Raw genomic sequence first — 13,117 nt, 5'->3', positions numbered from 1 at the left:
ATGGGGCAGAATCCAAGTGCGGATAATATCTTTGGGCAGGACTTCCATGAAGCAGGTGAAACAAGGTGGCTCGCACCCCAAATTTCGCCCGTATTGTGGGAGTCTTTTGCGTTTCTATCGACCAGTGCCTACTTTCTAAACAGCTTCGATAGCTCACTCGGCAAAGAAGCGGAGCAGGCGCTGGTATTTTTCCTGCACCTCGGCCTGCTGCTGGCGCTGCTGCTGCTTTTTAAAGAGCCGCACCTTATAGCGGCTGCCGGGCTGGCGGTGCAGCTGCAGGTAGATGAGGCCCCGGCTGCGGCGCGCGGTGGCCTCACCGCTTTTAATCCGCTCGATGCGCTTGCGGTTGTTGCCGAACAGGGTTTGCAGCGGACTCAGGCCCACGTACAGGTCGGCTTGGCCATCGAGGCTGTACTCGCCCGTTACCTGCATATCGGTCAGGTTGCTGCTCAGGTTGAGGTCGGGAATCAGCAGCTGGCCTTTATCGAGCAGGAAATCGGCCTGTACCGGCTCGAAGTAGAGGTGGCCGGTCCGGCGCGGGCTTAGCATCCGCAGCGCCTGCATCAGGGCGTCTACTTCCAGCAGCTCCAGGTTGAGCAAATCGGCCTGTACCAGAGCGCGGGTGGTGGCCAGGCGGGGCAGGAACGTCTGGTCGAGGTCGGTACGGATCGTGGCTTCGGCCTGCATGCGGCCGCGCACATTGTCGGGACCCAGCACATCGAGGCCCAGTGGGGCGGCCAGGGCAAACAGCTGGGGCAGCTCCACATTGCGCAACTGCATGTGGGCCCGCAGGGGGTGGTGGTGGGCGCCGGAGTCGGTGCGCAGCACCCCGCGCAGGGTCAGCTCGCCCCCAAAGGCCTGCACCGAGCAGCTTTCCAGGCGGGCCTGGCCGGCTTCGAGCGTGGTGCGCAGGTCGAAATCGGTGCCCCGCAGCACGCCGTAGTTCATGTGGTTGGCCGTTACGTGCACCTGCCCCGTGATGGTGCCATCCAGAAACGGCGACGCCGGTCGGTCCGGTCGGCCCGGGCGCGGGCTGCGGGGTGGCCGACCAGGGGGGCGCTCGGTTTCCCGGTTGGTTTCCCGGTTGGTTTCCCGGTTGGCTCGCAGCCCGCGGCCGGGTTGCCGCGCCTGGGGCCGGTCGGGTGGCGGCACAGTTCCCAGGTCGGCCAGCAGTTGCAGGAAACGCTGCACATCGAGCGTATTGTAGTGCAGCTCTACGGTGGCGCGGGCGTGGGCCAGGTGTATACCCGCCAGCGACGCCTGAGCCTGAATTCGGCCCTGCCCGCCGGTATTGGTGCGGAACGTGAGGTCAGGAATCTGAAAATCGGGCCCGGTTTTATCCACGTGAAAGCGCAATTGCTGGAGGCTGCGGGTACCCGTAAGTTGCAGGTTGTCGATGGCCACATTGATGAGGCCGCTGGTGGCCAATAGAATTTCGCGTAGGGTAGGGTCGCTGGTGCCCTGGCCCGGCGGGCGGCGGGGCGGGCGCGAAATGCGGGCCAGCAGCCGCTCGTAGCTCAGGTGGGGTACCTGCACCGTCAGGCGTACCTGCACCGGCTCGGGGCCCGACTGGTCGGTGTTCCAACTGGCCTGCCCGCCCAGTTGGCCGTCCCACACCCGCACCCGCAGGTCGCGCAGGGCCACCCGATGGCCGTTGTGATGCACGGTGGCGGCCAGCTCGCTGAGCGTATCGCCCGCCAGTACCAGCCGAGCGCAGCGCAGGCGCACGCCTTCCAGCAGCAGGCCGTCGGGCAGCATGGTCAGCATATCGGCCACCTGGGCAGGGTTGGCAGCCGCAACAGCGGGCAAGCGGGCGGGGCGATGGAGCGGGGCCAGTAGCCGCCGTAGCTCGGGTAGGCGTAGCTCATCAACACTCAGCGAGCCGCTGATGCGGGTGGTGGGGTGTTGCCCGCTGGCGTAGGCCAGCAGGTTGGTGGTGGTGGCGTTGGCCTGCAGGTGCATGCCATTGAGCTGGCCGGTCAGGTTTTCGAGCTTCCAGAGGCTGTCGTTTAGCCGCACCAGAACGTTGAGGGCGCGCATCTGAGCCTGCCGGTTCGGAATGTCGAAAAAGGCATTTTCCAGGCTAACGGTGCCCCGCACCGATACCGGCAGGGGGAGCGGCCGCCGGCCGGGCCCGGGCCGCCGCGGCCTGAAACTGGGTAGCCAGCCATCCAGCTCCAGGTCGAGGACGGCTTCGCCGCTGCGGGCGCGCCACAGGTCGGGTACGACCACCGAGGCCAGGGTCTGCAGCTCGGTGCGGCCCCGTACCCGGCCCTGTAGCCGCGGTTTGGTAAAGTCGCGCACCGTCAGCCGGGCATCGAGCTGGCCGGCCGTCGAGTAAATGCGGCACTGCTCGAACGTGAGGTAGGTGGTGCGCAGGTTGTGGTCGGGGCCATTGTCGAACACGCCGCGGGCGTCCCAGCGGCGGATGCGGCGGGCCGGGTCGGGCCACTGCACCTGCGCGTTGCGCAGCTCGAAGCGCAGGACTGTGCGCGGCCGCACCGTGGGGCCGCTCAGCCCCCGAATGGTGTAGGCTATGCGGGCGTGGCTGGGGCTGCTGGTGCCTTCGAGGTACCGCTCCAGGTTGTTGGGCAGCGCTACCCGCAGCACCTTCAGCAGTGGCTGGTAGCCCCGGAAATGCAGGTTCAGGCGGGCCCCGCGGGGCTCACCTAGCCCGGCGCCGCGGTGCGTTCCGCTAATGTGCACCGTGTCGCCGCTAAGCGTGGCCAGGGTACGCCGGAACGTGCCCTCGCGCCGACCGAAATCGTAGCCGTAGCGCACCTGGGCCACCACGGCTTCCTGCGAAAAAATAAGGCTACGACTGCTGCGCAGGTGGTTGAGCCGGCCTACCAGCCGGCCCCGTACTCGGGCCACTCCTGCGCGGGTGCGCACGGCCAGCCGCCCGCTCGCCACCCGCGCCGCAAAGCCACTATTATGCAGCTCGTTGCGGTCAGAAATACGCAGGTTCACAATAATCAGCGAATCGAGGTCGAAATCGGGCGGCAGCTGCGGGGTAGCCCGGCGCGGCCCGCGGCCCCGCAGGCCCCAGTCGTGGCCCGCCGAGTCGGTTAGCTGCCGAAATACGGCATTGTGCAGCGTCAGGCGCTGCACCTCGAAGCGGCCCTGCCAGAGCGGCCGCAGTGCCAGGCGCATATCGGCCCGGCCCACGCGCAGCACCTCCACCGCCCGGCGCGCCGACGTGTCGGTGAGCGACAAGTGGTGCAGCGAGGCCGTCAGGTAAGGAAAATCGCGCAGCAGCGAGTAGTCCAGCTGTAGCGGGGCCAGCACCAGGTCGGATTGCGCCGCCAACTGCCGCCGCACCAGCTTTGTCGCCCGCTGGTGGCCCCACTCCGACTGCAACGCCCACAGCCCTGCCCCCGCCAGCAACAGCAGCCCCAGCACGAGGACGGCCAATATGCGCAGCAGCAGGGAAAGAAACCTCATAGTGTAAGCTATTAGCTTTTTCGTTCAACGGAAGCTAACAGCGAATAGCTCTCAGCTAACAGCTCAAAAACTAATAGTCGGTGCGGGCCTCGTGCTGCTCCCAGGCGCGGAAGCCCGCCAGCGACTCGTCGCGCAGCAGCTGTTGCATGGGCAGGCGGCGCTGGTCGAGAGGCTTTTCCAGCTCCTCATAAATGAACTGGTCGTCGAACCCGATGGCAGCGGCATCCTGCTTGGTATTGCCGTAGAACACGCGGCGTGGTCGGGCCCAATAAATAGCCCCCAGGCACATGGGGCACGGCTCGCAGCTGGTATATAGGTCGCAGTCGGTGAGTTGGAAAGTGCTCAGCGCGGCACAGGCCTTGCGGATGGCATCCACTTCGGCGTGGCAGGTGGGGTCGTGGGTGCTGGTTACCTGGTTGAAGCCGCGGGCAATAATTTCGCCGTTGCGCACCACTACGGCGCCAAACGGCCCACCGTGGCCGGCCTGCATTTTCTCAATAGAAAGGCGAATGGCTTCGCGCATGAACTCGGGGTTGGGAGCTTCCATTAGGTAGCGACAGAAAAGAAAACGGAGGAGAAAAGCGGTAAAATTTTGGCCTTGCGGTAAAATGCGAAAACCCGTAGTAGGGCGCAAAATACGACTTTGCCCGCTGAGACCGGGTGCCCGTTTACCGGAACAGCCCTATAGTATAGAAACCGGCTGTCCGGCTGGCCAGAACCTGCGTTCCGTTCAACGGTTTTCTACTATAAATTCTTTTTTCACTTCAACCAGCTTATCATGCTAAGAACCGTTACTTACGCCACGCTCAGCCTGTTGCTGAGCCTGCTGCTGCGGCCTTTCGCCGTGCAAGCCGACCATCTGCGGGCCCACCTGCTGCTCGGCGCCCAGCTTAGTGGCGCCCAGGAAGTGCCCACCGTAACAACCAGCGCCCGGGGTACGGCCAGCTTCACGCTCAATGCAGGCAAAGACACGCTCTTTATTGCCGGCTCGTTTACCGGCCTGAGTGGCCCCATTACGGCGGCCCATGTGCACAATGGCTTCGAAGGGGTATCCGGCCCGGTAGTCACGAACGTGCTGTCGATGATCAGGGGCAACCAAATCGACGGCTTTCTGACCGGAACCGACCTGACTTCCGCCAAACTCGACCGCTACTTGCGGGGCGCTTACTACCTTAACATCCACACGGCCGCCAACCTTAACGGTGAAATCCGGGGGCAGATTAAGTTGGAAAAGGACGAAGAGTACGCGGCTGAACTGACCGGCGCCAAGGAAGTGCCGGCCGTTAATACGCCGGCTACCGGCTATGGCACCTTCAACCTGGCACAACAGCAGAACAAGCTGACGTTTCGGGTGGTGTTTTCGGGTCTGAGCGGTCCGGTTACCGTCACGCACTTCCATACCGGGGCGGCCGGCACTTCCGGCCCGGTTATCGTCGACCTCAAGCCGTTTCTCACCGGCAACGTAATTGAGGGCGAAATAACGCCCTCGGCTGCCTTCCTCTCAGCTCTGGCCGCCGGCCAGATTTACATCAACGTACACACGGCCGCTAACGGCGGCGGTGAAATTCGCAGCCAACTCATCCGCGAGGCCCGTTTCCTGAGCCACGATGCCCGGCTCGATGCCTCGCAGCTAGTGCCCGCCACTGCCTCGGCTGGTAAGGGAGTCGCGGTTTTTCAACTTAATACCACGCTCGATACGGTATTTCTTTCTGTGGCGCATACCGGCCTGAGCGGCCCACCGACTGCGCTGGGGGTTTTTGCTGCGAATGCCGGGGTAGCCAATCCGGGCCTCGGGGTTGTTGCGTCGGCGGCATTGCCAGCCAACGCACCCAATACGCTGCAGTTCTTCATTACTCCCTTGAGCAAGCAAACCGTTAACCTGTTTCTGACAGGTGGAGCTAATATAATTCTTGCCACGGCCGCCAACCCCAACGGCGAAATTCGGGGGCAGGTGTACCGATTGGCGCGCGAAGGCTACACGTTCGTGCTCAGCGGCAAGCAGGAGCGGCCCAACCCGGTAGCGGGCACCGGCTACGGCGCGGGCTTCGTTTCGATGGACCGCGACCAGTCGAATGTACACCTGAACATGACCTGGGGCGGGCTCTCGGGGCCGGCCATTGGGGGCCACTTTCACCCCGGCCTGAGCAACGAGACGGGTACGGTTGTGTTCAACCTGATGCCGTTCTTTAACGCTACTACCCCGCCCAGCGGAGCCGATGCGTACTGGAACGCCACCAACGATGCGCCCAACGCTACCAACCCTTTCACGGCGAAGCGTGCCCTGCAGTTCCGCCGCGACAGCGTGTATGTGAACCTGCACACAACGGCTAACCCCGGCGGCGAAATCCGCGGGCAGGTGCTACGCGGGGCCCGGAGCCTGAGCGTGCTGCTGGCCGCCAAGCCCTCGGCCCTGGTAGCCGAAGGCTTTGCCGCCGTGCCCAACCCGTTCCGCGACGCGCTCAGCTTCAGCTTCGAGGCGCGCAGCAGCGGTGCCGGCACGCTACGGGTAACCGACCTGCTGGGCCGCACCGTAGCAACGCAAACCGTCAACGTCCGCCCGGGCACCAACCGTACGGAGGTGCAGGTGCCGGGTGCAGCCGGCGTGTATGTGCTGGAGCTGGAACTGAACGATTCGCGTATCGTCAGCCGCATCACCAAGCAGTAAGCTATTCGCAACCAACTTCAGGCGGCTCAGGCCGGTCATCAAAAAATTAGCCGACCGGGCTGCAACCTTTCGGGGCGCTTGTTGCCTCTTCTTACCAGAAGACCCTAACAACTGTTTCGGTGAAATCTACCGTCTTCAATAAGGCTTTGGCCTGATAGTTGACAGAAGAGATTTGAAAGAATAGTTTATTAGGTGTTTTGGTTGTGGAAAAGAGCGTGGCTGTTGGTCACGCTTTTTTTTATGTCTGATAATGAGTGTTTTATAAAATACGTGGCTGCAGCGGCAAGCGGTATTTATCAAAAATCATACAACCATAGCCGAAAACAGCAACGCCGGCAACCGTAGGAACTAAATCCCTGGAGTTGCCGGCGTTGCTGTAAGGCCGCTGGACGGAGACTTTGCCAGATGGTGGCCTGTATGTTAGATAACTACCCGAAGCTCGTAGCCGGTGCCGGGAGCCGGTACACTGAAAGCGCCCACGCGGCTGGGGCCGTAGCCCAGGTTAATTTTTATCCACTCATCGTGGGCGGGCAGTAAACCGATTATTTCCTGGCGCTGGGCTATCAGGTCGTCGCGCAGGTTCTGTAGCTCGTTGGCTGCCTCGTCCACTGGCTGCGGAAAGCTGCCGGGGGCCGGCCGCTGCCCCAATTCCACGTCCGGGTCGGGCGGCGGACTTTGGGTGAGGTTGGTGGCGGCAATTTCGGCCTGCTCCAGCTCTTTTTCGGCGGCTAAGTAGGCTTGTAGCTTTTCTTCGAGTGGTTTGAGTTCGGCGGCGAGATAATCGAGGTTGCTGGCCATACGGCAAAGGGAGTATAAGTGGGGAAGAGTGCCTGTCTGAACGCAGAACGCGGCCGCAAGGATACGTCGGCTACGGCTGAGTGGGAGACGGTAGTGCCGGCTTGGGGCGGTTACGCTGGCATTTCTCGCCGCAGTACTTCACCTCGTCCCAGCAGTTGCGCCATTTTTTGCGGTAGGCGAAGGGCCGGCCGCAGGTCAGGCAGAGTTTGGTGGGCAGGTGGGCTTTACCGTGAGAAGTCAAGAGCAGGAGGGCAAATGGGAAGGTAGGTATACGGGCGCGGCGCGACGAGGGCGAAGCGCGGCCACCGGGGATAACCGGCCCCGGCCCGTTTTGCTTTCCCGCTTCGACTTACCGCGCAGCCTATCTTTGCACCATGTCAAACCCCGAAACTACGGCCCCCGACCCGCTGGGCCACGCGCTGCTAGCCTACCAGCAGGGCCAGCTAAGCGCCACGCTGGCCGTGCACAGCTCCGTTGCCGACGAAGAAGTGCTGCCGGCCGCTTACTTTTTTCGCTCGCTCTGGGAAATGCCCGAGTTGGAGCGTACCGCTTTAGAGCAGTGCCATGGCCGCGTGCTCGACCTGGGCGCCGGGGCCGGCTGCCACGCCCTGGAACTGCAAACGCGCGGCTTCGTAGTGAAATCGGTGGATATTTCACCCGGCGCGGTGGCCGTTATGCAGCAGCGCGGCGTGCGCGAGGTAGCCTGCCACGACCTGTTCGACCCGGCCCTGGCCCAAGGCGAAAAGTTTGATACGCTGCTCATGCTCATGAACGGCCTGGGCCTGGTAGGCACGCTCGCGGGGCTGGAGCGGTTTCTGCACCACGCCAAAAGCCTGCTCAACCCCGGCGGCCAGATTTTGGCCACCTCCTCCGATATCAGCTACATGTATGAAGACGAGGACGGCGCGCTGGTGTTCGACCTTAACGGCTCGTACTACGGCGAGGTAACCTACTCGATGCAGTACGGTACCGAGCAGGGGGCGGAGTTCGGCTGGATTTTCGCCGACCCCAGCCTGCTCCAGGACTATGCCACCGCCGCCGGCTACGAGGTCGAGTTTCTAGAGGAGGACGAGCACCAGCAGTATCTGGTGCGTCTTTCGTTGGGCTTTTAGCTGACAGCCACTAGCTTTCCTTTTCCAATCAAAGTCAAAAGCCCGCAGCCAACAGCTATCGGCTAAAAACTCAAATGATGTTTGAAAAAACCTACACCGTTCGTTGGGCTGATATGGACCCCAACGGCCATATGCGCCACTCGGCCTACAACGATTACGCTGCCCAGCACCGCATCGAGTTTCTGGCGGCCAGCGGCTTTACGCTGCCCTACTTCGCCAAGGCCGGCCTCGGGCCCATCCTGTTTCGCGAGGATACCCGTTTTCTGAAGGAGCTGCACATCAACGAGGCGTTGCGCGTGGGCGGCGAACTATCGGGGCTGAACGCCGATGGCTCGCGCTGGAACATCGTGCACACGCTCTATAAGCCCGACGGCCGCCCCGCCGCCACCGTTAGCGTGGAAGGTGCCTGGCTCGACCTGCGCACGCGCAAACTCACCACCCCGCCCCCGGAAATTGCCGCTCTCATGGCCGAACTGCCCCGCCACGAGTCGTACCGAGATTTGTAGGAAGTCAAGGAGAAAAAGTCAAAGCCGCTGAACGATACCATCAGGCCCGTTCAGCGGCTTTGACTTTTTCTCCTTGATTTTCAGGGCAATCCGCTCCACCTGCTTCTGGTGGTGCAGCACATGGTCGAGCATGAAGTCGAGGGTCTGATGAATGGTGAGCATGCCCGAGCGGGGGTGTTTGAAGATGGCCCGGCTCAGCAGCTTGCCCGGATATTCGTTTAGCAGCTGCTCCAGGTGCCGGCGCACCGCCTCCCACTGGCGGCGTAGTTCGGGCAATGGGGCTACCTCGGCGGGCGTGAGCTCGGCCAGGTAGCGCGGCACTTTAAAGCGGGTGAAGGGCAACCGGAGCGCCAGCCGCAGCAGCCGCGACTTCAGAAACGCCCCAAGGCCCGATTTACCCAGCTTATCAGCTTCGCGCAGCTTCTTTTCGATGTATTGCCCGATGCCGGTTTCGGCCACCAGCAGGTGCTGCACCACCTGCGCGGCCGACCACTGCCCCGGTCCCGGCGCCACGGTGGCCCGCTCGCCCAGTGCCTCAACGGTGGTCAGCAGGTGGTTGGTAGCGCGCTCCAGGTGTTCAAGGCGAAGATGCAGACGGTGGTTCATGCGGGAAACGTAGGAGAGGGTAAAGGCACCGCTGGGCGCCCGGCAGAAAAGGTACGCAAAAACCCGCCCGCCGGCCCACTTTGCTTTTGTTGGAGCACAATGCGAAAAGACCCGCTTAAAGCGGGTCTTTTTCGTTTATCCTGAATCAATGCGTCAGAAAATCAGCGCCGGCCCAATCAGCCAGTGCAAATTACCCTTTCACGTACAGCACATCCTTCACGGCCTTCACGGTACGCTCCACGTTGGGCAGCGAGGCTTCGATGAGGGTGGGGGCGTAGGGCAGGGGCACATCCATGCACGTGATGCGGCGGATGGGGGCGTCGAGGTAGTCGAAAGCGCGGTTCTGCACCATGTAGGCCAACTCCGAGCTGATGCTGGCCAGCGGCCAGGCTTCCTCGACAACCACCATGCGGTTGGTTTTCTTCACCGATTCCACCAGCGTGTCGTAGTCGATGGGGCGCACCGAGCGCAGGTCGATTACTTCGGCCTTGATGCCGTCCTGTGCCAACTGGTCGGCGGCTTCGAGGGCAATCTTCATCATCTTGCCGAAGCTGACTATGGTTACTGCGTCACCCTCGCGCACCACGTTGGCTTTGCCAATCGGGATGAGGTATTCCTCCTCGGGCACCTCGCCCTTGTCGCCGTACATCAGTTCCGACTCCATGAAAATCACCGGATCGGGGTCGCGGATGGCGCTTTTGAGCAGGCCTTTGGCGTCGTAAGGCGTCGAGGGAACTACTACCTTCAGGCCGGGGCAGTTGGCGAACCAGTTCTCGAAGTTCTGCGAGTGCTGGCTCGAAAGCATGCCCGCGTTGCCGGTTGGCCCCCGGAATACGATGGGGCAGGAGTACTGCCCACCCGACATCGAGTAGATTTTAGCAGCCGAGTTAATCACCTGATCAATAGCTACCAACGAGAAGTTGAAGGTCATGAACTCGATGATGGGTAGCAGGCCGTTGATGGCCGCGCCCACGCCAATACCAGCGAAGCCCAACTCGGCAATCGGCGTATCAATCACGCGCTCGGCTCCGAACTCGTCGAGCATGCCCTGGCTTACTTTGTAGGCGCCGTTGTACTCGGCCACTTCTTCGCCCATGAGAAACACGCGCTCGTCGCGGCGCATTTCTTCGTTCATGGCTTCACGCAGGGCTTCCCGGAATTGGATGGTCCGCATAATGGGTAGGAAAGTCGAAAGGTTCGGTTCAGAAAAAGCCGGCACTTGTCCGGGGCGTAAAGCTACAACGAGCCGGGCGGTTGGGCAAACCCGTTCAGGATTCCAATTCCAAGCGCACCGTGTCAGCATTCACCTTGATGCCCCACTCACTCTGGAATACCAGTTGTAAATCATATTCGGCGGGTGGATTCTTATCTTCCCAATAGTTGTCGAACTCATGGCGTTCCTCTATAGGAGTGCGACAGATGTCACGCAAGCAGTCGTCTTCGTTAATTGGGTACTCAGGGTCGCGGCCTTTAACGTTAAAATAGTTTACGCCCTCAAAAACCAAACGAACGACTCGACAAGGAGCATTCTTAGCCCATTCGCCCGATGATTTTGCCCATTCCAAAATCAACTTGGCACCCGTAGGCTCATACGTCAGACTAGTGAAATCGAAGTCGTTGTGCAGGTCGGCATACCCATCGGCGTTCCACTCCAAATCAATGCTTTGACCCCCTAAGTTAAAGTTCGCTAGTTTCATATAGGTCGTTTTAATCTGCTAAGGCTGCTTTCCAAACATCAAATTCATTCACCGCTTACCGCAGCGCCTCCAGAAACTTCTTGCCTTTGGCGAACTCGCGGAACTCCAGGTCCTCGACGGCGCGGTTGGCGTAGGTGCGGTCGAGTTGCACGGCGCGGCGCAGGTGCGTGGCGGCGGCCGGCTCGTTGTGCTGGCGGGCGGCCGTTATGGCCAGGCTGTAGTACACCAGCGGGTCCTGCGGATGCAGCGCCAGGGCCTCCTCGTAGATGGCCGCTGCGCCGGGGTAGTTGCCTTTCATAAGGTAGATGAGGGCGCGGTTCATCAGGTTCTGGTAGCTGCGCGGGGCGCTATAGCTCAGGCTGCGTAGGGCCTCATCGGGCTGGCCCATTTCAATTTCGAGGGCGGCTTTGTCGGCGAAGGCCTTGCTAAGCATGGCCGGCGTGCCGCCCAGTTTGATGGCGTAGTCGTAGCTCTGCCGGGCTTCGGGCAGGTCGTGGGCGCGGTGGTAGGCGGTGGCCACGCGGTAGAACAGCTCGGCCGTGGGGTTGCGGTGGGCGGCCAGCGTGAAGTTGACCGCCGCCCGGCGCTGGTAAGCCCGGATTACCTTGGCGTTGGTTTCCTTCTCGGAGCGCATCAATAGCACCGCGCCCAGGTTGTAGTAGGCCTGCCAGGCTCCGGTGTTGGCCACGGCGGTTTCAAAAATGCGTTGCTTTTCGGCCAGCAGGGGCGTAAGCGAAGCCGAGTAGCGCAGTTCCTCGGGCGTGAGGGCGTCGGCTTCGGTTTGCTTTTCCACAATCTTTTTCGAGAGCAGATAAACCTCCGAATCGTAGCGTTTCGGGGCCGAATAGCGCACCGACACTGTGCCGAAGCGCAGCACCGGATAAATGTACTGCTCCAGATAATCGAAGAAGCTGAGCGAATGGAGGCGCTTTTCCTTTTCGGCGTAGGTGCCGGGCGAGTCGTTGATGAGCAGCACCACCGAGTCGATCTGGGCCGGCTTGAGCGCCGACTGCTGCACCTTGCTCAGAAACAGGTCCCAGCGGCGACGGTAGGCCTCGGTTTCGAAGTCGATGTTGCTCACTTTATTGAGGTAGGAGGCCTCGCTGACCCGCTTTTTATAGTAGCCGAGCAGGGCCTGTACGCGCCGGTCGGGCAGGCGCGGGTCGTGGCGGTCGAGCGAATCGGGCGAGTGGCCGGCCACGATCATCACCTTTTCGGTACGCTGGTTGGCCTCGATGAAATCTTCGAGCGCCGCTACATTGGTGCCCAGAAAATTGCGGATTTCAGCCTTGCCGGCATCAAAGTAAAAGGGCAGCACCCGCGTGCCGCTGCGGTCGTTGCTCACAGATTCGGGCAGCAGCGCCAGGGCCGAATCCTGGCGCACCACGAGTTGGCTGGTGGTGAGGATGCCACGGGCTAGCACCATTTCCACGCCCTTCAGGCGCGCGCCGTTGGGTTTGGTCAGGCGGGCATCGGGGCGGGCCAGTAGCTCGCCGGGGTTTTTCTGGGGGGCGTAGGGGAACGTGAACTGCCGCCGGATAACGAGCATGTTCTTCTGCTGCTCATCGTACACGTACTCGCCCGACAGGAACGTGAGGCGGCCCACGGTGTCTTCGCGCAGGCCATTCTGGTAGCGGTAGCTCAGAGCGATATTATAGGCCGCACCCTTGCGCAAGTGGGCAGCGGGCACTTTGGCCGTTACCTCAAAGCGCACCAACTGGCCGTTGCTTTCCAGCACGGTGGGCTGCACGGTAATCGACTGGCCGGTCTGGGCGGCTTTCAGCACTTTGGGCAGGGGCGAGCAGGCTGGCAGCAGGCTGGCGGCTAGTAGCAGGCCGGTGGCTCCGGGCAGAAGGCGCGGAAGATGGGGCATAGGCAACGACTCCGTAGGATCAGAAAATTTTAAACTCAAACGACGAAAGGCGGCCGATCGACGTATCTTGTTGCGGGCTTCTTGCGTAAGTGCTTGACACCGGGGCAAAATCATCGTATATTACTCCAGCCAATCCGTATTACGCCGCTAAAAATACCCTTATGCATCGAATTACCGATTTCATCGAAAAGCAGAGCTTCGGCGTCTGCAAGGCCATCGGCGACCGGGTCGGCTTTTCTAGTAGCAGCGTACGGCTTTCGTTTATATATGCCTCGTTCTTCACCTTCGGCTCGCCTATCGTGCTCTATTTCGCGCTGGCTTTCTGGCGTAACGTGCGCCACGCCCTGCGCCGCCAGCGCAGCACGGTCTGGGATTTGTAATTTGGGAGGTAATACAGGAGAAGTGAGCTAATAGAA

Annotated in this window: 12 protein-coding genes; 4 read left to right on the top strand and 8 right to left on the bottom strand. The window is 61.6% G+C overall.

Annotated features, from left to right (window positions below; translation table 11 throughout):
• Positions 1–153 precede the first annotated feature (153 nt).
• A complete protein-coding gene (locus BLW21_RS19230) occupies positions 154–3,444 on the bottom strand; it encodes an AsmA-like C-terminal region-containing protein (protein WP_092743453.1) in 3,291 nt (1,096 codons plus the stop codon).
• 70 nt (positions 3,445–3,514) lie between these two features.
• A complete protein-coding gene (locus BLW21_RS19225) occupies positions 3,515–3,991 on the bottom strand; it encodes a nucleoside deaminase (protein ID WP_092743451.1) in 477 nt (158 codons plus the stop codon).
• 231 nt (positions 3,992–4,222) lie between these two features.
• Here BLW21_RS19225 and BLW21_RS19220 point away from each other — a divergent pair, with 231 nt between their 5' ends.
• Positions 4,223–6,109, top strand: a complete 1,887-nt coding sequence (locus BLW21_RS19220) for a CHRD domain-containing protein (RefSeq protein ID WP_092743449.1) — start codon at positions 4,223–4,225, stop codon at positions 6,107–6,109.
• 420 nt (positions 6,110–6,529) lie between these two features.
• On the opposite strand, the gene BLW21_RS19215 is transcribed toward BLW21_RS19220, so the two are convergent.
• Together BLW21_RS19215 and BLW21_RS19210 are read right to left on the bottom strand one after the other, a co-directional pair.
• Complete coding sequence (locus tag BLW21_RS19215) at positions 6,530–6,907, bottom strand: hypothetical protein (RefSeq protein WP_092743447.1); 378 nt, start codon at positions 6,905–6,907, stop codon at positions 6,530–6,532.
• 70 nt (positions 6,908–6,977) lie between these two features.
• Entirely contained in the window at positions 6,978–7,148 is a 171-nt protein-coding gene (locus BLW21_RS19210; RefSeq protein ID WP_092743445.1) for a DUF2256 domain-containing protein, read from the bottom strand.
• 133 nt (positions 7,149–7,281) lie between these two features.
• Between BLW21_RS19210 and BLW21_RS19205 the strand changes: the two genes are divergently transcribed.
• Positions 7,282–8,019, top strand: a complete 738-nt coding sequence (locus tag BLW21_RS19205; protein WP_092743443.1) for a class I SAM-dependent methyltransferase — start codon at positions 7,282–7,284, stop codon at positions 8,017–8,019.
• A 74-nt stretch (positions 8,020–8,093) separates the two neighbouring features.
• Complete coding sequence (locus BLW21_RS19200; RefSeq protein WP_092743441.1) at positions 8,094–8,525, top strand: acyl-CoA thioesterase; 432 nt, start codon at positions 8,094–8,096, stop codon at positions 8,523–8,525.
• Positions 8,526–8,543: 18 nt separating this feature from the next.
• Here the strand turns inward: BLW21_RS19200 and BLW21_RS19195 are convergent, their stop codons facing one another.
• From BLW21_RS19195 to BLW21_RS19180, 4 genes are all read right to left on the bottom strand, one after another.
• A complete protein-coding gene (locus tag BLW21_RS19195) occupies positions 8,544–9,131 on the bottom strand; it encodes a DinB family protein (protein ID WP_092743439.1) in 588 nt (195 codons plus the stop codon).
• A gap of 190 nt (positions 9,132–9,321) precedes the next feature.
• Positions 9,322–10,305: a pyruvate dehydrogenase complex E1 component subunit beta gene (locus tag BLW21_RS19190; RefSeq protein WP_092743437.1), complete on the bottom strand. Its 984-nt coding sequence runs from the start codon at positions 10,303–10,305 to the stop codon at positions 9,322–9,324.
• Between the two features lie 94 nt (positions 10,306–10,399).
• Positions 10,400–10,828 (bottom strand): hypothetical protein, encoded by a 429-nt coding sequence (locus BLW21_RS19185; protein ID WP_092743436.1) that lies wholly within the window; start codon positions 10,826–10,828, stop codon positions 10,400–10,402.
• 55 nt (positions 10,829–10,883) lie between these two features.
• On the bottom strand, positions 10,884–12,701 hold the full coding sequence (locus BLW21_RS19180; protein ID WP_139255327.1) for a tetratricopeptide repeat protein: 1,818 nt from the start codon (positions 12,699–12,701) through the stop codon (positions 10,884–10,886).
• A gap of 161 nt (positions 12,702–12,862) precedes the next feature.
• Here BLW21_RS19180 and BLW21_RS19175 point away from each other — a divergent pair, with 161 nt between their 5' ends.
• Positions 12,863–13,081: a PspC domain-containing protein gene (locus BLW21_RS19175; RefSeq protein ID WP_092743432.1), complete on the top strand. Its 219-nt coding sequence runs from the start codon at positions 12,863–12,865 to the stop codon at positions 13,079–13,081.
• Positions 13,082–13,117 lie beyond the last annotated feature (36 nt).

This window comes from Hymenobacter psychrophilus, assembly GCF_900107135.1.
Classification (GTDB): domain Bacteria; phylum Bacteroidota; class Bacteroidia; order Cytophagales; family Hymenobacteraceae; genus Hymenobacter; species Hymenobacter psychrophilus.
The sequence above is the reverse complement of the archived record's forward strand: the minus strand, read 5'-3'. Positions and strand labels throughout refer to the sequence as shown.

Bases quoted from the DNA above. Each gene is read 5' to 3' on its own strand.
- BLW21_RS19225 (WP_092743451.1), bottom strand. From the start codon at position 3,991: ATGGAAGCTCCCAACCCCGAGTTCATGCGCGAAGCCATTCGCCTTTCT.
- BLW21_RS19180 (WP_139255327.1), bottom strand. From the start codon at position 12,701: ATGCCCCATCTTCCGCGCCTTCTGCCCGGAGCCACCGGCCTGCTACTA.
- BLW21_RS19215 (WP_092743447.1), bottom strand. From the start codon at position 6,907: ATGGCCAGCAACCTCGATTATCTCGCCGCCGAACTCAAACCACTCGAA.
- BLW21_RS19195 (WP_092743439.1), bottom strand. From the start codon at position 9,131: ATGAACCACCGTCTGCATCTTCGCCTTGAACACCTGGAGCGCGCTACC.
- BLW21_RS19190 (WP_092743437.1), bottom strand. From the start codon at position 10,305: ATGCGGACCATCCAATTCCGGGAAGCCCTGCGTGAAGCCATGAACGAA.
- BLW21_RS19200 (WP_092743441.1), top strand. From the start codon at position 8,094: ATGATGTTTGAAAAAACCTACACCGTTCGTTGGGCTGATATGGACCCC.
- BLW21_RS19220 (WP_092743449.1), top strand. From the start codon at position 4,223: ATGCTAAGAACCGTTACTTACGCCACGCTCAGCCTGTTGCTGAGCCTG.
- BLW21_RS19185 (WP_092743436.1), bottom strand. From the start codon at position 10,828: ATGAAACTAGCGAACTTTAACTTAGGGGGTCAAAGCATTGATTTGGAG.
- BLW21_RS19205 (WP_092743443.1), top strand. From the start codon at position 7,282: ATGTCAAACCCCGAAACTACGGCCCCCGACCCGCTGGGCCACGCGCTG.
- BLW21_RS19230 (WP_092743453.1), bottom strand. From the start codon at position 3,444: ATGAGGTTTCTTTCCCTGCTGCTGCGCATATTGGCCGTCCTCGTGCTG.
- BLW21_RS19175 (WP_092743432.1), top strand. From the start codon at position 12,863: ATGCATCGAATTACCGATTTCATCGAAAAGCAGAGCTTCGGCGTCTGC.